The sequence below is a fragment of the Allopusillimonas soli genome (assembly GCF_004153445.1).
Lineage (GTDB): Bacteria > Pseudomonadota > Gammaproteobacteria > Burkholderiales > Burkholderiaceae_B > Allopusillimonas > Allopusillimonas soli.
This window is the reverse complement of the sequence record NZ_SDQC01000002.1, coordinates 808,255-828,494: the sequence shown is the minus strand read 5'-3', so window position 1 is coordinate 828,494 and position 20,240 is coordinate 808,255. Positions and strand designations below refer to the sequence as shown.

Sequence of the window (20,240 nt, the reverse complement as noted above, 5' to 3'; positions counted from 1 at the left end):
TTGTCGTGCTGCGATTGTGAAAATGCGGCGCGCCGGACGTCGCAGTGAACGCCGGCGCGCGAGGCGAGACTGCCGTCAGACGATCTATTGGCTCATCTGAATGTGATTGGCTTCGATGACCGGTTTCCAGCGGTCGAGGTCGGCCTGTACCGTGGCGCGCATTTCCTCGGGCGTATTGGCAACAGGCTCCATGTACATGCTGGCCAGTTTTTTCTTGACGGCATCCTGGTTCATGATCTTCACGATTTCATCATGCAGACGCGTTATGACCGGCTCGGGTGTGCCGGCAGGCGCGACAAAGCCCATCCATGCATCGCCTTCGATATTTTCCAGCCCAGATTCGGAAAGGGTGGGAAGGTCGGGCAGCACAGCCGAGCGCTTGGCTGTTGCCACAGCCAGCGCCTTGAGCTTGCCGGCGTCGACCTGGGCCATGACGGCCGCCGCGGGCAATACCGCCATTTGGGTTTCGCCTGCCAGAATAGCGGCCATGGCTTTCGATGAACCGGCATAGGGAACGTGAACGATCTGCGTGCCGCTGCGCGCAGCCAGGGCTTCCATGGCCAGATGGGAAATGCCGCCGGTGCCCATGGAGGAGAAGTTATATTTGCCGGGGTTCTCCTTTAATTTCTTGATGAGCGACGGCACGTCGTTCACGCCAAGGCTGGGCGCAACCACGAGCACGCTGGGCTGTGTCGCGGCGATAGTGATGTAGGCCAGATCTTTTTGCGGATCGTAGGGCAGGTCCTTGAAAAGTATGGTGTTGACCGCCAGAGGCCCTGAAATGGTGACGCCGAAGGTATAGCCGTCTGGCTCGGCCTTTGCCACTGTGTTGGTGCCGATGTTGCCGCCCGCACCGGGCTTGTTCTCGACCACCACAGATTGCCCCAGCACCGGCGTAAGTCCTTCTGCCACGATGCGTGCCAGCGTGTCCGGCGTGGAACCAGGGCCAAAAGGCACGATGAGGCGCAACGGCTTGCTGGGCCAGGCGTCCTGGGCGCTGGCCAGCGGGGCGCAGAACATCAGAGTGGCGGCGGCAAGCGCCGCGGCAAGGCGTGGGAATTTCATTCTTGTTTGTCTCCGGAACAGGGTTAGTCTCTCATCATACTAAGCGCGCTCGCTCACCGGCAAGCCGCAGCACGCCTCCGGCGATTATTGTGGCGTGCAGGCCTGTCGGGCGAAGCGAGCCTGGGTATGGCCAGGCGGATGCCAATAGATTAATCGGGTCGGTGTATACCCGTAAATCAATTGCAATGCGATTATTAAGTGTGTATTGCAATATAAATAGATTTATTCTCCTCGCATACGGCAACGGTGGAAAATTGCCCGGTCTGCAGGATATCCCATGAACATGCACCCTGTTGTTGAACGACTGATTGATGTGCTTGGCTCCTCCGCTGTGGTGTGGCGAAGCCGTGAAATGGCAGCCTATGTCGAAGACTGGCGGGGTCGCCATGCGGGGAAGGCCATGTGCGTGGCGCTGCCGTCCTCGACGGAGGAAGTGAGCGCCATAGTCAAACTGTGCGCAAGGGAACAAATACCCATTCTTCCGCAGGGGGGCAATACCAGCTTGTGTGGCGGCGCGGTGCCGTCCGGCGGCGAGCCGGCTCCCGTTGTTGTCAACCTGGCGCGCATGCGTCATGTGCGCAGTGTGGATGTTGACAACCACACAATGGAAGTCGAGGCTGGCTGCGTGCTGGCCGACATCCAGGCGCTTGCGGCGCAGCATGGCCTGCTTTATCCGATCAGCCTGGGATCTGAGGGCTCATGTCAGATTGGGGGCAATATCTCCACGAATGCGGGCGGCACGGGCGTGCTGCGCTACGGCAATACTCGGGAGAATATTCTGGGCCTGGAAGTGGTTCTGGCGGACGGCACGATTTGGGATGGATTGCGCGGTCTTCGCAAGGACAATACCGGTCTGGATCTGAAGCATCTGTTCATTGCCGCGGAAGGGACCATGGGCATTGTCACTGCAGCGATCCTGAAGCTGCATCCCCTGCCGCGCGCCTACGCCTTTGCCTGGGTTGCCGTGCGCAGCCCGCATGACGCGTTGCAACTGCTGACTCAATGCAGGGCGGCATTCGGCCCGCGCCTGACGGCATTTGAAATGATGAATGCGGCTCAACTGAACCTGGTGCTGGAGCATGTGCCTGGCCGGCGCAACCCGCTTGCGGGCAATCACAACTGGCATGTCCTGGTGGAGCTTGCGGACGACCAGGAAGGCGCCGAGGGCAGCCAGGACATGCAGCGCCTGCTTGAAAAGGCATATGCCCAAGGCCTGTTGCTGGACGCCGCCATCGCTGTCAGCGAGGCGCATCGCCATGAGATGTGGCAGGTGCGGCACAGCGTGTCGGAGGCCAACAAAAAAGCGGGCGTGGGGTTGACGTCGGACACGGCTGTGCCGGTTTCACGGGTGCCTGACTTTATCGACAAGGCCACCGCCGCGGTGCGCGAGATCGTCCCTGAAATTGGCGTTGTGGTGGTAGCCCACTTGGGAGACGGCAACGTGCATTTCATTCCCTTCTTTTCATTTAAGCAATGGGCGTCGCTTGACGCACCCGAAGCGACGGCCGAGTCGATACGCCGCGCCGTCAATGATGCAGCTTACGCTCTGGATGGCACATTCAGCGCCGAGCATGGCGTTGGCCAGGTATATGTGTCGCAGAGGGCCAGATATAAATTACCCGTGGAGCTTGCCATGATGCGGGCGGTGAAGCAGGCGTTTGATCCACATGACCTTTTGAACCCGGGGCGGCTCTTGCCCTGACGAGGCCTTTAATAGCCAGTACAAGGAGACATCATGAAACAGAACAGCAGATTCAGCCCTTCGCGCCGCAGCGCAATCAAGGCCGCCGCCGCGGGCATGGCCAGCCTGGCCATGCCCTTGATTTGGACGCCCGCGCGCGCCGCGGGAAAGCGCATCGTGGTGCGTGACGACGGCGGCATATACACCAAGGCTTATGGCGCTGTGTATTACCGTCCTTTCATGGAGAAGACGGGGATTGAAGTGGTTGGCGTGGCAGCGAATGCCGAGCCGACCGCGCAGATCAAGAGCATGGTTGAGACGGGGAGCTATACGTGGGACATGGCGAAAATCAGCAATCCCGCCATTCTCATCCTGACCAGCGGCAAGAAGAAGTATCTCCAGAAGCATGGTCTTGAATCCGATCCCGTTGTCGCGGAGATTCCCGCGCAATACAAGAACGACTATGGCGTGGGAACGAATGTGTATAGCACGGTGCTGGCGTACCGCAAGGATGCGTTCAAGGGCCGGGCGGCTCCCGAGTCCTGGGCGGATCTCTGGAATGTGAAGGATTTTCCAGGCCGCAGGGCGATGCGCAAGCATCCCTTCGATACGGTGGAGGAAGCCTTGATGGCCGATGGCGTTCCAGGAGACAAGGTCTATCCCTGCGACATGGACAGGGCTTTCAAGAAACTGGACGACATCAAGCAGGAGGTTGCAGTCTGGTGGACCAGCGGCGCACAGGTGGAGCAGATGCTGGGGTCGGGAGAGGTGGATATGGTGCCCACCTGGGTATCGCGCGCGCAGTCCGCCATTGCCAATGGCGCGCCCGTGGGCATTATCTGGAACCAGAATATCTGGGGCTGCGACAACTGGGCCATTCTCGAGGGTACGCCCAATGCCGACGCATGCAGGGAATTCATCAAATTTGCATCGGATCCGAAACGTATGGCTTCCTTGGTCGAGTATTTTGCGGCGGGCGTCACCCAGCCACGGGCGTTTGATTACATAAAACCCGAGATCGCAAAGAACTGCCCCACCAGCCCTGAAAACATCAAGACCGGTGTACCCATCAATGCGCAGTTCTGGCTTGACCATCAGCGCGAAGCGATAGAGCGTTTCAATGCATGGATTCTGGTCTAGCCGCCCGCCTGGCGTTTCGTTCTCCAACCACACATAGATCAATGGCTGCCTCGAATCTGCAAATACAAGGCCTGGCCAAGCGTTACGGCAATTTCGTTGCGCTCGCGCCGACGCATCTGGAAGTCGCCAGCGGCGAGTTCCTCACCCTGCTTGGCCCATCGGGCTCGGGCAAGACAACCTTGCTCAGCCTGATTGCCGGCTTGTCCAGGCCGGATGAAGGACGGCTGATTGTGAATGGCCGGGACATCACTGATGGCGCGCCCTATGAGCGCGACATCGGCATGGTGTTTCAGAACTACGCCTTGTTTCCTCACATGACGATAGAGGAAAACATTGCCTTCCCCCTGAAAATGCGCAACATGGACGGCGCGCAGATGCGGCGCAGAACGGCCGATGTCCTGGACCTCGTCCGCCTTCCGCACGTTGCGCAGCGCTATCCCAAGGCATTGTCGGGCGGACAGCAGCAGCGCATCGCACTGGCGCGTTGCATGGTCTATAACCCGTCCATCATTCTGATGGACGAGCCGCTGGGCGCGCTGGATAAGAAGCTGCGCGACCAGATGCAGTTGGAGATCAAGCGCATACACAGGCAATCGGGCACGACCATTATCTACGTCACGCATGATCAGGAGGAAGCGATGACGATGTCTGACCGCATTTGCCTAATGAATGCGGGTGCCATCGCGCAGTTGGGATCGCCCGCCGATCTCTACTTCCGCCCATGTTCGGTTTTCGTGGCGGACTTCCTGGGCGAGTCGAATATGTTCGATGCCGTCCTGACCGATGTGCAGCGTGGCAGCGCCGGCATACGGCTCGCCATGGGAGCAATGGGTCGTGCGACGCTGCACAATGACGACTTGAAGCCGGGTGACAGCGTCAAGGTGATGATACGTCCCCAGAATGTGCATCCAATGATGCCCGGGGAGCATGCGCCCGACGCCATGCACGGAGGGCCGGGCTTGTCGGGTAAGGTGCTTGACGTGATGGTGACTGGCAGTCTCACCAAGCTGTATGTGCAGGGAAAGGGCGAGAATGCCCTTATCGCGGCCTTCCCCACGCGTGCCGGCGCGCCAGGATTCACCGTCGGCCAGGAAGTGATGCTGGGCTGGCACGAAAGCGATGCTGTGGCATTGCCGGCATAGGGGGCGCGCATGCTGACGCCGATTCGCCGAATAAACACTCCGAGACTCAAGCACATCTTCATGAGCGCGCCGCTGTGCGTGGTGCTGCTGGTGCTGCTGGTATACCCGGTGGGGCAATTGTTGCTGCAGAGCGTGCTGGACGAGAACGGTGGATTTTCCCTTGAAAACTACACCCGGCTTTTTCATACGACAGTGTATCTGGACGTACTGTTGATCACGCTGAAGATTTCATTGTGGACCACGCTGTTTGCGGTATTGGCAGGATTCCCCGTTGCCTATCTGATTTCTTCGCTGCCCCGGCAGCGCAAGGGGCAGTGGCTGTTCTGGGTTGTGCTGTCCTTCTGGACGAGCTTTCTTGTGAGAACGTTCGCCTGGGTGGTGATACTGGGACGCAATGGCCCATTGAACCAGCTTCTTCAGGCCGTGGGCCTGATTGATACGCCGGCCAATCTGCTGTACCAGCTGGGCAGTGTCATTGTGGGCATGGTGCACGCCTTGATGCCACTGGCTGTGCTGACCATGCTGTCGGTCATGGAGAATATAGACCGGAACCTCCCCAGGGCAGCGGCTACCCTGGGTGCGCGGCCCGGCACCGCGTTCTGGAAGGTTTACTTCCCGCTGGCGCTTCCCGGCGTTGCCGCGGCGGGCATCATGGTTTTCGTGACGGCGATAGGGTTCTTCATTACACCGGCCCTGCTGGGCGGCCGCCATGAAACCATGATTACGCAATTGATCATCGTCCAGATCCAGCAAACGCTGAACTGGGGTTTTGCGGGCGCCATATCCGTGCTGCTTCTCCTGGTGGTGCTGATTGTTTTTGGCATATACGACAAGCTTCTGGGCCTGTCCACCATGACCGGGGCAGCGGTGGACAGGAATGCAGGCGGCGGACAGGGATATCTGCACCGTGCCGGTCAGGCGCTTCTTGACGCGCTGGCCCGCATTTCGGACCGTATTCTGGCCATGTGCCCGCGAGGACTGCGCCGCAACGCCGATGCGGGGCAGTCGCGGTTCATGTGGTGGTTGGTCGTGCTGGTGCTGATCTTCCTGAGTCTTCCCGCTTTTCTGATGGTGCCGCTTTCGTTCGGCGCGGATTCCGGGTTGAGCTGGCCGCCGCGCGGCTTTTCCTTGCAGTGGTATGAGCAAATGCTGGCCTCGCCCATGTGGATGAATGCCATTGTCCGCTCGCTGATCGTGGGCGTGGGGACGGCCGTGTTGTCCATGCTGATCGGAACGCCCGTGGCATTCATGTTGGTGCGTGGCAATGTACGCAGGCCGGGAATCTGGATGGCCTTCGTGCTTTCGCCCATTGTCGTGCCGCGCATGATTATTGCGGTCGGGCTGTTCTACTTCTTTGCGCGCGTCGGCCTGGTGGGAACCTCGATTGGGCTTGTATTGGGCCATACGGTCGTGGCGGTGCCCTATGTCGTCATTACCATGATGGCGGTGCTGCGCAACTATGATACGCGGCTGGATATGGCCGCGCAGAGCCTGGGCGCCCGGCCATGGCAAACGCTGCGCCACGTCACTTTTCCCATTCTGGGCGCCGGCATGCTGTCGTCCTTCCTGTTCGCCTTTGCCACGTCTTTCGACGAACTGACCATCGCGCTCTTTTCATCCGGTGGCATCAGCGCGACGTTGCCCAAGCAGTTCTGGGACGAGGTCACATTGCAGATTTCGCCTGTGATTGCCGCGGTGTCCACCTGCCTTTTCGCATTCATCGCCATTCTGATCTGGATTGCGGACCGGATGCGGCGACGCAGCCTGGCATAGCGGCTGTTTTGTATTTTCTGGATTAGGACAATGATAGATTCATGCAATTTACACGGAGTGCTTCCGGCCATTCCCACACCGGTTACCGGCGATGACCGCATCGATGTTCAGGCTACCCGTTGCCTGGTCGATGGCTTGATCGCACGGGGGGTTAATGGCATTGTGCCGCTTGGCGGAACGGGAGAGTACGGTTCGCTTTCGCGCCCCGAGCGTGTCCGCATGGCGCAGGCGTGCGTGCAGGCCGCCGGGGGCAGAGTGCCGGTTATCCCCGGCGTGCTGGATCCGGGATACTACGACGCAATGCAGGCGGCGCAGGAGTTTGCCGCAACGGGTGCCGACGCAGTCATGCTGTTGACCCCGTATTACACGCGCCCGACGCAGGCGGGCATACGCGACTACTTTTTGCGCTTTGCGGACGAGTCGCCGCTGCCCGTCCTGATCTACGAAATCCCTTACCGTACTCAGGTTTCCATCAGCCCGGATATACTGCATGTGCTGTCGGCCCATGAGCGCATCATCGGCATGAAGGCCTGCAATACCGATATGTATCACTTCCTGCGCACTATCGCCGGCGTCGATGCCGATTTTGCCGTGCTCAGCGGCGAGGATACGCTATTCCCCATGCATATCGCGGCGGGCGCGCGCGGCGGCATCGTGGTCACGGCCAGCGTACTGCCTCGCCCATGGCTGGACATGTATGCCCTGCTGAAGGAGGGCAGGATCGCCGATGCGCTTGCCCTTCACCGGCGTCTTATTCCTCTCCTGAATCTGGCATTCTCCGAAACGAATCCAGGGCCGCTCAAGTCGGTCATGGATCTGATCGGCATCGATGCTCCGCATGTGCTGCGCCCCTTGGTTCGGCCTGCGGCACCCTTGGAAAGCCAGTTGAGGGCGGAGCTGCGCAAACAGATCGAGGCGTTTGGCGAAGCGCCTGCTGCCTGAGGGCGGAGCCAGACTTTCAGGGGGCGTAGCGGTTGAACTGGGACTTGGAGATGGACGCCGCGGCGACCTGCACATGTTGTGCCAACTCGGCCTCGGCGCGCTCCAGTGTCCAGCGTGTCGTGGGCACGGCGATATTGATGGCGCTGACTGTGTTGCCGCGCAGATCCATGACGGGCGCCGCCACGGAAATGTCGCCGAGGACGGTTTCATTCTTGACGATGGCATAGCCGCGCTCTGCGGCCCGCTGCACTCTGCGCAGTAGCTTGTCCGGATCGGTTTCTGTATAAGGCGTAAGCGGCCGTAGATCGGTTTGCGCGAGTATTTCACGCCGGCGCGCCAGGGGCTGTCGGGATAGAATTGCCGTGCCGGAGGCGGTGAAAAAGGCTGGCAGCCGGCTGCCTACCGTAATGTCGACGTTGACCAGATGCTGTCCGGGAAAGCGAGCCAGGAAGACAATGTCCGTGCCGTCGAGCTCATGCAGATTGGCTGTTTCCCCAACGGTTCGGCTGATATCGAGCAAATACGGGGAGGCCTTGTCGATAAGCTCGTTGGCGCGTATGTAGTTGTAGGACAGCTGAAGCAGCTTGGGCGCAAGCCCGTAGTTGCGGGAATCGGGGATACGCCGGATATATCCGAGTTCCGCCAGGGTATGAACCAGCCGCTGCGTGGCGCTCCGGTCCAGGCCGGTAACGCGCGAAATATCGGCGAGCGTCATGTGGCGGCGGGGGCCGTCGAAAGCATGCAGCACTTTGAAGGCTTTCTCGATCGATCCGATGAACAGGGTCGAGCGCCCGCCGGCATAGGACAATGCCGGGGAGGGCGCATGCTGTTCCGTCCGTGCTGCATGCTTGATGTCCGGCTGCTTGTTTCTCGGCACGCGTATTCCGTTTGGTCTTTGTCAGAGAAAAAGATCGCAAGCCGATTTTCTATCGCATTGCGATTATATGAATTGTACTCCGATGAAATAGCAGGCGGCGCTGCCTGGCACTCACGGCAGCGATTGCAGCAGCCTTGCTGTTTCAAACATGGGAAGGCCCATGACACCGGTATAGCTGCCCGACAGATGCTGGACAAACATGCCTGCCCGCCCCTGGATGCCGTAGGCGCCAGCCTTGCCCATGGGCTCCCCGCTGGCGCAGTAGCTGTCGATATCCTGGGGCGTGAGCGCACGGAACCGCACCTGGGTTATTGACACGTCTTCCAGCAGGCTGTCCTGGTATGCCACGGCAATTGCGGTATGAACGCTATGGATGCTGCCCGAGAGGCGTGCCAGCATGGTGCGGGCGTCGTCCAGATCGGCAGGCTTGCCGAGCAGGTCGTGCTCGAGAATGACTGTTGTATCGGCGGCGAGGATGGGGCGGCTGGTGTCGAGCGGCGTGCGCACCCAGTCCGCCGCGCGCTGCGCCTTCTCCCTCGCTGTGCGCCGCACGTAGTCCTCTGGCGGCTCGCCGGGCAAGCGGGGTTCGTCCTCGCCCTCGGGGGCGGGCACATGCAGGACTTCGTGCTCGACGCCCATGCGGACCAGGATTTCATGGCGGCGCGGGCTGGCCGAGGCGAGATAGATGGCGGGCAGGTTCATGGACGCGCTTCCTTGCTTGCCATCAGCGCACCTTCAGTATCTTCATGCCGTTGGTGCCGCCGCTGTTGCTGTAAAAGTCGCCTTTGGTCAGGATGATCCAGTCACCTTTCTTGAGCAGCGCGCGTTCCTTGAGCCTGTCTATGGCCCTGTCGCTGACTTCAGCCGGATCCAGCTTGGCGGCATCGAAAGGCACGGTGTAGACGCCGCGAAAGAGCGCCGCGCGACGCTGCGTGATCGGATGACGTGTGTAGCAGTAGATGGGTACCGCCGAGCGGATGCGGGACATGATGAGCGGCGTGTGGCCGCTTTCGGTCAATGCGATGATGGCTTTAACGCCGGGAAAGTGATTGGCGGCATACATGGTGGCCAGCGCAATGGTTTCATCGCAACGCGTGAACGTCTCGCCCAGGCGATGCTGCGACTGCATGCTGGTGGGCTCCTGTTCCGCGCCCACGCAAATGCGGGCCATGGCCGCCACCGCTGCCACCGGGTGCTTGCCCGACGCGCTTTCGGCCGACAGCATGACTGCGTCAGTGTAGTCGAGCACAGCGTTCGCCACGTCCGATACTTCGGCCCGCGTGGGCAGCGGGCTGCTGATCATGGATTCCATCATCTGCGTGGCGGTGATCACTAGCTTGTTGTGTGTGCGCGCATGCTGGATGATGCGTTTCTGTATGCCCGCCAGACGGGCATCGCCCACCTCCACACCCAGATCTCCGCGAGCAACCATCACGCCGTCGCTGACTTTGATAATGGCGTCAAGCGCGCGATCATCGGCCACGGCTTCCGCGCGTTCTATCTTCGCGATGATCCAGGCCTTGCTGCCCGTTTCCTGTACAAGCTTGCGCGCCTGCTGTATATCGCTGCCATAGCGCGGAAATGACACGGCGACATAATCCATGTCGAGTTCCGCGGCAAGCCGGATATCTTCCTTGTCCTTGTCGGTAAGGCTGGGCGCGGAGATGCCGCCGCCACGGCGGTTGATGCCTTTGTTGTTGGACAGGGGGCCGCCTACGCTCACGATGGTGTGTACGGCGTTTTCATCAACACTGTCCACTGTCAGCACGACACGGCCATCGTCCAGCAGCAGCTCATCGCCGGGATGGCAGTCCTGTACCAGACTGGGATAGTCGATGCCGACAATATGTTCGTCTCCGCCCTCCGGATCGTGTAGGTTCGATAACGTGAACGGCTGGCCGGCTTCGAGTTCGACGCGGCCTTTCAGAAAGCGGGCTATGCGGATCTTGGGACCTTGCAGATCGCCCATCACCGCCACGAAGCGGCCGTGCTTCTCGGCGATCTCGCGCACCAGACGGGCACGTTCACGGTGATCGTTGGCTTCGCCGTGGGAAAAGTTCAGTCGGGCCACATCCATGCCGGCGAGGATGAGCTGTTCTATCTGTTCCGCACTGGATGTGGCTGGCCCCAGTGTGGCCACGATTTTGGTGCGCCGCATGGTCATTGTGTCTGTCCTTGCCATTGATGTATGCGCTCAGGCGCGGTGGTAGGGATGTCCGGTCATGATAGCCCACGCGCGATATAGCTGTTCCGCCAGCAGCACACGCACCATGGGGTGTGGAAGGGTGAGGGACGAAAGACGCAGACGCGACTGACAGGCTTGCTTGAGTCCGCTATCCAGGCCGTCTGGCCCGCCCACGAGAAAGGCGACATCCTGGCCGCCGCCGCGCCAGCGCTCCAGCTCGCGCGCAAGCGTCATCGTATCAACGTCCCGTCCGTGCTCATCCAGCGCAATGCGCAAGGCATTGGCGGGCACGGCGGATTCGATGCGCCTGGCCTCGGCCTGCATCATCTGGGGTGCTGTCTTTCCGGATGTGCGCGGTTCGGGTTTGACTTCGCGCAACTCGAGCATGCAATCGTGCGGAAGTCGACGCGCATAGTCTTTCCAGGCGGCTTCCACCCATGCGGGCATGCGGATGCCGACAGCCACGACGATGAGCTTCACGATGGACCCTGCGCTCAGGAGGCGTCGTCGTAGGTTTCGGCGATGACAGGCTGCGTGGACTGCGGCAGGAGCTTGACGCGAACAGGCTTGCCGCCCCAGATCTCTTCCAGATTGTAGTAATGCCGGATGCTGGGCTGCATGCAGTGGACCACAATGTCGCCCAGATCGACCAGCACCCATTCGCCGGTGTCCTCGCCTTCATAGGCGACGATGGGAACCTTGCTTTCACGGGCCTTATCGACCACGTTGGATGCGATGGCCCGGGTCTGCCGGTTGGATGAACCGCTTGCGATGACCACGCGGTCGAACAGGCCGGTGATATGGGTCGTGTTGAATACTTTGATGTCCTGGGCCTTGACGTCTTCCAGTGCATCTATGACAAGTCGTTGCAGTTTTTGTATATCCATGTAGCCACTATACCGCGAGACCCAGTGATCAAGGGCCTTGGTAGAGGTGATTTTCCTTGATGTATTGCGCGACAGCAACATCGAGCATGCCGTCTGTGGGCAAGCCCAGCGCCAGCCGGCGACGTATGGCGGTGGCGGAGATATCCATGGGCTCGAAAGGCAGCTCGACCAGCCTGCGATTCAGGGCTTCCAGGCGCTGGCGCAGCGCAGCGGGAACGGCCAGTTCGGTGCCGGGCCGGCGCGCAACCGCCAGCGTCACCGTGGCGGCAATCGCTTCCCATCGATGCCAGCTGCAGAAGTTGCCCAGCTGATCGGCCCCGAGTATCCATGTATAGTCAGGCCCCGGCGGCAGTTGCGAGAGTGTGTCGGCTGTGTAGGTCTTGCCGCCGCGGGTTATTTCCAGCGGATTGATTTCCAGGCCCTCGTGGCCGCGTACGGCGATGTTCAGCATGGCAAGCCGGTGGTGGGCGCTGGTGGCCAGCGGCTCTCGCTGCCATGGGTTTGCGGCAGGAATCAACTGCACGCGGTCCATGCCAAGCGACCGGCGGGCTGCCAGCGCCAGCGCTATATGCGCGCAATGCACGGGGTCGAAGCTGCCACCCAGCAGTCCGATTTTCACAGCCAGTCCCGGGGTCTGAGATAGCTTGCCAGCTCGGCCTCGGGCGAGCCGGCCTCGGGCGTGTAGCAGTAGCGCCACGCTGCCGAAGGGGGCATGGAAAGCAATATGGACTCGGTGCGCCCGCCCGATTGCAGGCCGAACAGCGTGCCGCGGTCGTAGACCAGATTGAACTCCACATAGCGGCCTCGCCGATATGCCTGGAAGGCCCGCTCGCGTTCACCGTAGGCCTGTGTGCGTCGTTTTTCGACGATGGGCATGTAGGCGGGCAGCAGGGCGTTGCCGACCGACTGCGTAAGCGCGAAGCTCTGCGCGAAGCCGTCCTGGTTCAGGTCGTCGAAGAAGAGGCCGCCGATGCCGCGTGTTTCTCCGCGATGTTTCAGGTAGAAGTATTCATCGCACCAGCGCTTGTAGGCCGCATACCTGTCCGCGCCGAAAGGCGCGACGGCGTCGTGACAGATCTGGTGAAAATGCCTGGCGTCGTCCTCGAAGGGGTAGTAGGGCGTGAGGTCCAGTCCGCCTCCGAACCAGAAGACATCTTCTTCACGCGTATCGGCCGGCGCATGCGCCACGAACAGGCGGACATTCATGTGCGTGGTGGGGATGTATGGATTGCGTGGGTGGAGCACCATGGATACGCCCATGGCTTCCCAACTGCGGCCAGCCAGTTCCTTGCGGTGCGCACTGGCGGAAGGGGGGAGAGTCTTGCCCTTTACGTGGCTAAACAGAACGCCGGCGCGCTCGAACAGCTGGCCTCCTTCCAGGTAGCGCGACAGGCCGCCGCCGCCTTCCTCCCGGGTCCAGGATTCACGCTCGAAGGGGGCGTTGCCGGCATCTTCCAGGGCCTGGACTATACGGGATTGCAGGTTCAGAAAGTAATCGTGGGCGTCTGGGATGGGTGCGGTCATGATGCGGGTTCCGGCCGCGAAAGCCGGGGTGGGGTCAAGGTGTGGATGTGGCGGCCGGCAATGCGCGCCAGCCGATATCGCCACGAAACTGCTGGCCGTCGAAATGCGTTTGCGCAACGGCATCATAGGCGGCCGCCTGCGCGCGCCGCAGCGAGTCGCCAAGGGCCGTCACGCACAGAACCCGGCCGCCGCTGGTGCGCAGCGCGCCGTCCCGCAGGGCCGTGCCCGCGTGAAACACGGTGACATCGTCGGTGTCGGGGGCCACGCGATCGATAAGATCGCCAGTGCGCGGCGTGGCGGGGTAGTCTTTCGCGGCCATGACCACGCCCAGGGCGCAGCGGCGGTCCCACTCGATGTCGGCTTCGTCCAGCCGGCCTTCCAGCGCCAGTTCGAAGACGCGGGCGAAGTCGCTCTTGATGCGCATCATGATGGGCTGGGTTTCAGGGTCGCCCATGCGGCAGTTGAATTCCAGTACCTTCAGCGGGCGCGATGCGTCGGCTCCGCCGCCTATCATGAGCCCGGCATACAGGAAGCCGGTGTACGGCAGGCCATCGCGCGCCATGCCGGCCACGGTGGGCTGGATGACCTCGCGCATGATGCGGTTGTGCAGCGCGGGACTTACGACTGGAGCGGGCGAGTAGGCGCCCATGCCGCCAGTGTTGGGGCCTTGGTCGCCATCCAGCAGCCGCTTGTGGTCCTGGCTGGTGGCCAGAGCCAGTACGTTCTTGCCGTCGCACATGACAATGAAGCTGGCTTCCTCGCCCTGCAGGCATTCCTCGATGACGACGCGCGCGCCGGCACTGCCGAAGGCGCCGTCGCCCAGCATATGGTCCACGGCCTGTTCCGCCTCTTGGATGGTTGCAGCCACCACGACGCCCTTGCCGGCGGCCAGGCCGTCGGCCTTGATGACGATGGGGGCGCCCTGTTCGGCGATATAGGCTTTGGCCTCGGCGGGGTCGGTGAATGTCCGGTAGGCGGCGGTCGGAATGCTGTGGCGCATCATGAACGCCTTGGCATAATCCTTGGAGCTTTCCAGCTGAGCGGCCGCTTGAGTGGGTCCGAAGATGCGCAGGCCCGCCGCCCGAAAGGCATCCACCACACCGGCCGCCAGCGGCGCCTCGGGCCCCACGACCGTAAAGGCCACTTTTTCCGCCAGAGCGAAGGCCACGAGTTCGCCGATGTCCGTCAGGGCGACGTTCTTCAGCGATTCATCACGGGCCGTGCCGCCATTGCCGGGGGCAACATAGACCGTCTGCACCCTCGGGGAACGGGAAAGGCGCCAGGCCATGGCGTGCTCGCGGCCACCGCCGCCAATTACGAGTATCTTCATGAATATTGACCGCTGCGCGGCGTGAGAGTGTGCTTGACCTTACTCGGCCTCGTCGAAAACAGCGGTCGTGTAGACCTCCTGTATGTCGTCCAGCCCTTCGAGCATGTCCAGCATTTTCTGCATGGTCGCCGCGTCGTCGCCGGTCAGTTCGGTTTCATTGAGGGGCTTCATGATGACGTTCTGTACCTCGGGAACCAGGCTGGCGGCCTCGAAAGCCCGCTTTACCGCCGCGTAATCGGCGGGAGGCGTGATGACTTCTATCATGCCTTCTTCGTCCGTCTGTACATCTTCGGCGCCTGCATCCAGGGCCACTTCCATGACCTGCTCCTCGGACGTGCCCGGGGCAAACAGGAATTGGCCGCAATGCTTGAACATGAACGCCACGGAGCCTTCCTGCCCCAGGTTGCCGCCGTTTTTGGTGAACGCATGCCGGACCTCGGCCACGGTTCGGGTACGGTTGTCAGTCATGCAGTCGACGATGACGGCCGCGCCGCCCACGCCATAGCCTTCGTAGCGCACTTCCTCGTAATTGGCGCCGTCGGCGCCGCCAGCGCCGCGCTGGATGGCGCGCTGGATATTGTCTTTGGGCATATTGGCCGCCGTGGCCTTGTCCCAGGCCATGCGCAGGCGCGGATTGGCATCGGGATCCGCGCCGCCGGCGCGCGCCGCCACGGTGATCTCACGTATGATTTTGGTCCAGAGCTTGCCGCGCTTGGCGTCCTGACGTCCCTTGCGGTGCTGGATGTTCGCCCATTTACTGTGTCCGGCCATAGAAATGCGATGTGTCCATAGAACGTTAAAGAGCCATTCTACCAAGTACACGGACTTGGGAATCGAATTACACTTGGGCTTCCCAGATTTCCAGTGGAAGGCGGAAAAAATATGGCTGATCCCGTGTTTATTGCCAAGAACGCGCGCGCCGAGGCGCGCCTGCTTCCCCAACTGGCCAACCGGCATGGCTGCATAACGGGCGCCACCGGCACCGGCAAGACGGTGAGCCTGCAGGTGCTGGCCGAAGCCTTTTCGCGCATGGGTACGGCGGTGTTCCTGGCCGATGTCAAGGGCGACCTCACGGGTATTTCCCAGGTCGGAGACATCAGCGCCAAGCTGAAGGACCGACTGACCCGCCTTGCGCTGCCCGAACCTGCTGTCGGCGCCTGCCCCACCGTTTTGTGGGATGTCTTCGGGGAGCAGGGACATCCGGTGCGGGCCACGGTGTCCGATATGGGGCCGCTTCTGCTTGGTCGCATGCTCGAGCTCAACGACACACAGGAAGGGGTGCTCAGCCTGGTATTCCGGGTGGCTGACGACGAAGGCCAACTATTGCTCGATCTGAAGGACTTGCGCGCCATGCTGCAGAATGTCGGCGACCGTGCCGCGGAACTGCGCACACGGTATGGCAATGTCTCATCGTCCTCCATCGGCGCCATCCAGCGTAGTCTGCTGCGCCTGGAGTCCCAGGGCGCTGACCGGTTTTTTGGCGAACCCATGCTCGATGTCGCCGACCTGATGCGCGTCGATGCGAACGGCCAGGGCGTGGTCAACATACTGGCCGCTGACAAGCTTATGCAAGCGCCGCGCCTGTATGCGGTCTTTCTTCTCTGGCTGCTGGCGGACATCTACGAGAATCTGCCGGAAATCGGAGATCCCGAGAAACCCAAGCTGGTGTTCTTTTTCGATGAGGCCCACCTGCTGTTCAATGATGCGCCCAAGGCGCTGCTGGAAAAAATCGAGCAGGTCGTGCGGCTCATCCGATCCAAGGGTGTGGGGGTTTTCTTCATTACGCAGAATCCGCTGGATATTCCCGACACCGTGCTCGGTCAACTCGGCAACCGCATCCAGCATGCGCTGCGTGCTTTCACGCCGCGCGACCAGAAGGCGGTGCGCACGGCGGCGGAAACCATGCGGCCCAACGAAGGGCTGGACATCGAGGCGGCCATCACCGAACTGGCCGTGGGTGAAGCGCTTGTATCGCTGCTCGACGCCAAGGGCAGCCCCTGCCCGACGGAAAGGGTATGGATGATGGCGCCGGGCAGCCGCATCGGGCCGGCGACGCAGGACGAGCGACGGCAACTGCGCACGGCGTCCCCCTTTGGCGCCAAGTATGACAAGGCTGTGGATCGGGAGTCCGCCTACGAGAATCTGGCTGCCCGGGCGGGCGCCAATGGCCAGGCCGCGCCCGGCGGCGCTTCAGGCCAGGAGGCCCAGACGGCGCCTGGCGCCGCCAGGCAGAAGGCGCAGGAAGACGACGGGCTGATGGGTGCGGTCAGCGATTTTCTGTTCGGCTCGGTCGGGCCGCGCGGTGGACGGCGCGAGGGGGTAGTGCAGTCTGCCGTCCGCAGCGCCATTCGCAGCACGGCAACACAGCTGGTGCGCGGCGTGCTGGGCTCGCTGGTCAGCGGCCGGCGACGCAGCCGATAGGGCAATCACACTCGTTTTTTGCCGTGCAGCAAGACACGGCGCTTACACATGCAAAGAGAGGAACACGTGTCTACAACTCATAAAATCGCAGTCATGGCCGGTGATGGCATCGGCAAGGAAGTCATGCCCGAAGGACTGCGGGTGCTGGATGCCGTGGCGACGCGGCACGGTATTCGATTCGACTGGGACGAGCTGGACTGGAGTTGCGACTATTACGTAAAGCACGGCCGCATGATGCCCGAGGACTGGAAGGAGCGGATCGGCAGCCACGAGGCCATCTTTTTCGGCGCCATCGGTTGGCCCGATATTGCACCTGATCACGTGGCCCTGTGGGAGTCGCTATTCAAATTCCGGCGCGAGTTCGATCAATACATCAATTTGCGACCGGTGCGGCTGATGCCGGGCATCCCCTCGCCCTTGGCCAACCGCAAGCCTGGGGACATCGATTTCTTCATTGTCCGCGAGAACACGGAAGGCGAATACTCCAATAGCGGCGGGCGCCTGTTTGCGGGCACCGAGCGCGAGGTCGTCATCCAGGAAAGCGTCTTTACCCGCATCGGCGCCGACCGGGTGCTTAAATTCGCTTTCGATCTGGCGCGCAAGCGCGGCAAGCATCTGACTGCCGCCACCAAGTCCAATGGCATCTCTATTTCCATGCCCTGGTGGGATGAGCGGGTGGCGGACATCGGGAATCAGTATCCCGACGTCCGCTGGGACAAATACCACATCGATATTCTCTGTGCACATTTCGTGCAGCATCCCGACTGGTTCGATGTCGTGGTGGCCTCCAATCTGTTCGGCGACATCCTGTCCGATCTGGGTCCGGCCTGCACCGGCACGATCGGCATCGCACCTTCCGCCAACCTCAACCCTGAGCGGACCTTTCCCTCGTTGTTCGAGCCGGTGCATGGTTCGGCCCCCGATATTTACGGTCAGGGCATCGCCAATCCGATCGGCCAGATATGGAGCGGTGCGCTCATGCTCGATTTCCTGGGCTACCCCGAAGCCAGCGCGCAGGTGGTGCATGCCATCGAAGTTGTGCTGGCTGAAGGGCCGCGGACTCCCGACATGGGCGGCAAGGCCAGCACGCGGGACGTCGGCAAGGCGATTGCGGATATCATCGCCGGGCGTTAGGAAAGCACCGTTGCGCCGCTTGGCGCGGCGTGTCCGGCAACCCTGGAAGGCATGCAGGCATGGCGGGCTGAAGGCCCGTCATGCCGTTTGCCCCGGCCTAGGCTGTTTTCCTTGCGGATGCCTGCCGCAGGCCCGCCCAGATTATGGCGCCCACCATCAGCACGCCGCCCAGGACCATGCGTAGGGAGGGGTATTGACCGAACAGCAGCGCGGCGAACACAATCGCGTAGACGGGTTCCAGGGCTATGACAATGCCGGCACTGCGCGCATTGAGCGCCATCAGGCTGCTGACCATCAGGTAGTGGGACAGCGCCGTGCAGGCGATGCCCAGTATCGCGAGCCATAGCCAATCCAGCGCGCCCAGTGTGCCCAGCGATGCCCATCCAAAGGGCAGCGTCAATATGAATACAAAGAGATTCTCCCAGCATGCAACCTGCTGCGCGGGAATGCTGGAGGCCGCGCGGCGGTTGATGACCGTGAAGAGCGCGAAGGTAAGCCCAGACAGGATGGCCCATGCCAAGCCTATTGTGGCGTGGTTGCGAAAGTCGAAGGAGGGGGTGACCAGCACAAGGCCTGTGGTGACCAGCGCCAGGATAAGCCATTCCGTGCGGCTGGCCCGCTCCTTGAATACGATGCGTTCGATCAGGGTGATGAAGGCCGGGAAGCTGGCAAAGCCCAGGGTCGCTACCGCCACGCCTGCTATCTTCACAGAAACAAAAAACGTTGCCCAGTGTATGGCCAGCATGATGCTGGCGAGTGCCAGAACAGCCAGGTGGCGGCGGCCCATGTTGTGTCGGAGCGGCACGCCACCCCAGCGCATGGCCGCATAGAGCACGGCGGAGGCGAAGCCCGCGCGGCCGGCCGTGATGGCCAGGGCGTCGCCTTCGATGAGTTTGCCGAAGATGCCGGTCAGCCCAAACAGGACGGCGGCGATGTGAATCGCGAAAAGAGCGCGCTGGCGATGCATTTTTTGCTGAATGGCGGAGAGGAAGGATTTAAACTAGCGTGTTGTTGAAGTGCGGGATTTTATCGGCAGCAAGTCGCGTTATTAATGGAAGGAGTGTGTCTTGGAAAACCAGGTCAAAGCAATACGAATGGAGCAGCATGGCGGCCCCGAGGTTCTGAAGGTAGTCGTGGTGAACGTGCCCGCGCCGCAGGAAAACGAGGTAACTATACGACAAAAGGCCATAGGCCTTAATTTCATCGATATTTATTACCGCACGGGGCTGTATGCCAGCCCGCTGCCACACGGCCTGGGTTTTGAGGCCGCCGGCGTGGTCGAGGCGGTGGGCAGCAAGGTCAGGCATCTCAAGGTGGGTGATCGCGTTGCATATGGGCAAAGTCCGATCGGCGCCTATGCCGAGGCGCGCAACGTGCCAGCCGACCGCGTGGTAAAAATTCCGCGCGGCGTCGGTTTCGACGAGGCGGCAGCCCTTATGCTCAAGGGGCTTACGGTCCAGTATCTGTTCCGTCAAACCTATCGCCTGCAAGGCAATGAAACCATCCTCTTTCATGCGGCTGCGGGCGGCGTGGGGCTAATTGCCTGCCAGTGGGCCAAGGCCCTGGGCGTCAAGCTTATCGGCACCGCATCGTCGCCCGAGAAGGCCAGGCTGGCGAAGGAAAACGGCGCATGGGAGGTCATTGACTATTCACGCGAGAACGTGGTCGAGCGCGTACTGGCGCTCACCGGTGGCAACAAGCTGCCCGTGGTTTACGATGGGGTGGGCAAGGACACCTGGACGACCTCGCTCGACCTGGTTCAGCCGCGAGGGCTGCTGGTCAGCTTCGGCAATGCTTCCGGCCCCGTCGAGGGTGTCAACCTGGGCGTTCTATCGGCCAAGGGCTCCCTGTACGTCACGCGCCCCAAGCTGGGCGACCATGTGGCCACGCTGGAGAAGCTGCAGGCAGCCGCCGACGAAATGTTCAGCCTGGTCGTCAAGAAGAAGATACGCGTGGCGATCGGCCAGCGCTACGCGCTCGAGGATGCCGGCAAGGCGCATGAAGACCTGGCTGGCCGCAAGACCACCGGTGCCACCATCCTGACGCTGGACTGACGCAGTGCAGCCCGCCGGATGAACAGCAGGGCAGACGAGCCAGGCGCCCCGAATCCGTCATGATTCGATTCGGGGCGCTTGCGTT

19 protein-coding genes are annotated in these 20,240 nt (G+C 61.6%); 8 read left to right on the top strand and 11 right to left on the bottom strand.

The features are described 5' to 3' along the window. Positions 1–84 precede the first annotated feature (84 nt). Positions 85–1,065, bottom strand: coding sequence for a Bug family tripartite tricarboxylate transporter substrate binding protein (locus tag ERD78_RS09660; protein ID WP_245152398.1), 981 nt, complete (start codon positions 1,063–1,065; stop codon positions 85–87). A gap of 283 nt (positions 1,066–1,348) precedes the next feature. On the opposite strand from ERD78_RS09660, the gene ERD78_RS09655 reads away from it, so the two are divergent. The 5 genes from ERD78_RS09655 to dapA are packed head-to-tail and all read left to right on the top strand — an operon-like array spanning position 1,349 to position 7,743. Next, positions 1,349–2,767, top strand: a complete 1,419-nt coding sequence (locus ERD78_RS09655) for an FAD-binding oxidoreductase (RefSeq protein WP_371734579.1) — start codon at positions 1,349–1,351, stop codon at positions 2,765–2,767. 33 nt (positions 2,768–2,800) lie between these two features. Then, positions 2,801–3,886: an ABC transporter substrate-binding protein gene (locus ERD78_RS09650; protein WP_129969034.1), complete on the top strand. Its 1,086-nt coding sequence runs from the start codon at positions 2,801–2,803 to the stop codon at positions 3,884–3,886. Between the two features lie 41 nt (positions 3,887–3,927). Further along, positions 3,928–5,028, top strand: a complete 1,101-nt coding sequence (locus ERD78_RS09645) for an ABC transporter ATP-binding protein (protein ID WP_129969033.1) — start codon at positions 3,928–3,930, stop codon at positions 5,026–5,028. 60 nt (positions 5,029–5,088) lie between these two features. Beyond that, a complete protein-coding gene (locus ERD78_RS09640; protein WP_129969032.1) occupies positions 5,089–6,801 on the top strand; it encodes an ABC transporter permease subunit in 1,713 nt (570 codons plus the stop codon). 30 nt (positions 6,802–6,831) lie between these two features. Then, complete coding sequence (gene dapA, locus ERD78_RS09635; RefSeq protein WP_129969031.1) at positions 6,832–7,743, top strand: 4-hydroxy-tetrahydrodipicolinate synthase; 912 nt, start codon at positions 6,832–6,834, stop codon at positions 7,741–7,743. Between the two features lie 16 nt (positions 7,744–7,759). On the opposite strand, the gene ERD78_RS09630 is transcribed toward dapA, so the two are convergent. The 9 genes from ERD78_RS09630 to ERD78_RS09590 form a co-directional block, all read right to left on the bottom strand. Continuing rightward, positions 7,760–8,551: an IclR family transcriptional regulator gene (locus ERD78_RS09630; RefSeq protein ID WP_218940833.1), complete on the bottom strand. Its 792-nt coding sequence runs from the start codon at positions 8,549–8,551 to the stop codon at positions 7,760–7,762. 180 nt (positions 8,552–8,731) lie between these two features. Then, complete coding sequence (locus tag ERD78_RS09625; RefSeq protein WP_129969030.1) at positions 8,732–9,322, bottom strand: Maf family protein; 591 nt, start codon at positions 9,320–9,322, stop codon at positions 8,732–8,734. A gap of 22 nt (positions 9,323–9,344) precedes the next feature. After that, positions 9,345–10,784 carry a pyruvate kinase gene (gene pyk / locus ERD78_RS09620; RefSeq protein WP_129969029.1) on the bottom strand — a complete coding sequence of 480 codons (1,440 nt, stop codon included), beginning with the start codon at positions 10,782–10,784 and terminating at the stop codon, positions 9,345–9,347. A gap of 30 nt (positions 10,785–10,814) precedes the next feature. Continuing rightward, positions 10,815–11,285: a 23S rRNA (pseudouridine(1915)-N(3))-methyltransferase RlmH gene (rlmH, locus tag ERD78_RS09615; protein ID WP_129969028.1), complete on the bottom strand. Its 471-nt coding sequence runs from the start codon at positions 11,283–11,285 to the stop codon at positions 10,815–10,817. 14 nt (positions 11,286–11,299) lie between these two features. Next, positions 11,300–11,692 (bottom strand): ribosome silencing factor, encoded by a 393-nt coding sequence (gene rsfS, locus ERD78_RS09610; RefSeq protein ID WP_129969027.1) that lies wholly within the window; start codon positions 11,690–11,692, stop codon positions 11,300–11,302. 28 nt (positions 11,693–11,720) lie between these two features. Beyond that, positions 11,721–12,317: a nicotinate (nicotinamide) nucleotide adenylyltransferase gene (gene nadD, locus ERD78_RS09605; protein WP_129969132.1), complete on the bottom strand. Its 597-nt coding sequence runs from the start codon at positions 12,315–12,317 to the stop codon at positions 11,721–11,723. Beyond that, positions 12,308–13,216, bottom strand: a complete 909-nt coding sequence (gene hemF, locus ERD78_RS09600; RefSeq protein ID WP_129969026.1) for an oxygen-dependent coproporphyrinogen oxidase — start codon at positions 13,214–13,216, stop codon at positions 12,308–12,310. Before hemF ends, nadD begins: the two co-directional genes overlap by 10 nt. A gap of 34 nt (positions 13,217–13,250) precedes the next feature. Continuing rightward, the gene (gene purD, locus ERD78_RS09595) at positions 13,251–14,546 is read right to left on the bottom strand and encodes a phosphoribosylamine--glycine ligase (RefSeq protein ID WP_129969025.1); all 1,296 of its coding nucleotides are present in this window, start codon (positions 14,544–14,546) and stop codon (positions 13,251–13,253) included. A 39-nt stretch (positions 14,547–14,585) separates the two neighbouring features. Continuing rightward, a complete protein-coding gene (locus ERD78_RS09590; protein ID WP_129969024.1) occupies positions 14,586–15,317 on the bottom strand; it encodes a YebC/PmpR family DNA-binding transcriptional regulator in 732 nt (243 codons plus the stop codon). Positions 15,318–15,428: 111 nt separating this feature from the next. On the opposite strand from ERD78_RS09590, the gene ERD78_RS09585 reads away from it, so the two are divergent. Together ERD78_RS09585 and ERD78_RS09580 are read left to right on the top strand one after the other, a co-directional pair. Further along, complete coding sequence (locus ERD78_RS09585; RefSeq protein ID WP_129969023.1) at positions 15,429–16,967, top strand: helicase HerA-like domain-containing protein; 1,539 nt, start codon at positions 15,429–15,431, stop codon at positions 16,965–16,967. A gap of 66 nt (positions 16,968–17,033) precedes the next feature. Beyond that, positions 17,034–18,101, top strand: a complete 1,068-nt coding sequence (locus ERD78_RS09580; RefSeq protein WP_129969022.1) for a tartrate dehydrogenase — start codon at positions 17,034–17,036, stop codon at positions 18,099–18,101. A 97-nt stretch (positions 18,102–18,198) separates the two neighbouring features. Here ERD78_RS09580 and ERD78_RS09575 read toward each other — a convergent pair whose 3' ends face one another. Then, entirely contained in the window at positions 18,199–19,068 is an 870-nt protein-coding gene (locus tag ERD78_RS09575) for a DMT family transporter (RefSeq protein WP_129969021.1), read from the bottom strand. Positions 19,069–19,195: 127 nt separating this feature from the next. Here ERD78_RS09575 and ERD78_RS09570 point away from each other — a divergent pair, with 127 nt between their 5' ends. Continuing rightward, on the top strand, positions 19,196–20,155 hold the full coding sequence (locus tag ERD78_RS09570) for a quinone oxidoreductase family protein (protein ID WP_129969131.1): 960 nt from the start codon (positions 19,196–19,198) through the stop codon (positions 20,153–20,155). The last annotated feature ends 85 nt before the right edge of the window (positions 20,156–20,240 follow it).

Excerpts from the sequence above, each read along its gene's own strand:
- ERD78_RS09650 (WP_129969034.1), top strand. The coding sequence starts at position 2,801 with ATGAAACAGAACAGCAGATTCAGCCCTTCGCGCCGCAGCGCAATCAAG.
- pyk (WP_129969029.1), bottom strand. The coding sequence starts at position 10,784 with ATGACCATGCGGCGCACCAAAATCGTGGCCACACTGGGGCCAGCCACA.
- purD (WP_129969025.1), bottom strand. The coding sequence starts at position 14,546 with ATGAAGATACTCGTAATTGGCGGCGGTGGCCGCGAGCACGCCATGGCC.
- ERD78_RS09660 (WP_245152398.1), bottom strand. The coding sequence starts at position 1,065 with ATGAAATTCCCACGCCTTGCCGCGGCGCTTGCCGCCGCCACTCTGATG.
- ERD78_RS09640 (WP_129969032.1), top strand. The coding sequence starts at position 5,089 with ATGAGCGCGCCGCTGTGCGTGGTGCTGCTGGTGCTGCTGGTATACCCG.
- dapA (WP_129969031.1), top strand. The coding sequence starts at position 6,832 with ATGATAGATTCATGCAATTTACACGGAGTGCTTCCGGCCATTCCCACA.
- ERD78_RS09645 (WP_129969033.1), top strand. The coding sequence starts at position 3,928 with ATGGCTGCCTCGAATCTGCAAATACAAGGCCTGGCCAAGCGTTACGGC.
- ERD78_RS09575 (WP_129969021.1), bottom strand. The coding sequence starts at position 19,068 with ATGCATCGCCAGCGCGCTCTTTTCGCGATTCACATCGCCGCCGTCCTG.
- ERD78_RS09570 (WP_129969131.1), top strand. The coding sequence starts at position 19,196 with ATGGAGCAGCATGGCGGCCCCGAGGTTCTGAAGGTAGTCGTGGTGAAC.
- rsfS (WP_129969027.1), bottom strand. The coding sequence starts at position 11,692 with ATGGATATACAAAAACTGCAACGACTTGTCATAGATGCACTGGAAGAC.
- ERD78_RS09655 (WP_371734579.1), top strand. The coding sequence starts at position 1,349 with ATGCACCCTGTTGTTGAACGACTGATTGATGTGCTTGGCTCCTCCGCT.
- ERD78_RS09625 (WP_129969030.1), bottom strand. The coding sequence starts at position 9,322 with ATGAACCTGCCCGCCATCTATCTCGCCTCGGCCAGCCCGCGCCGCCAT.
- hemF (WP_129969026.1), bottom strand. The coding sequence starts at position 13,216 with ATGACCGCACCCATCCCAGACGCCCACGATTACTTTCTGAACCTGCAA.
- ERD78_RS09585 (WP_129969023.1), top strand. The coding sequence starts at position 15,429 with ATGGCTGATCCCGTGTTTATTGCCAAGAACGCGCGCGCCGAGGCGCGC.
- ERD78_RS09590 (WP_129969024.1), bottom strand. The coding sequence starts at position 15,317 with ATGGCCGGACACAGTAAATGGGCGAACATCCAGCACCGCAAGGGACGT.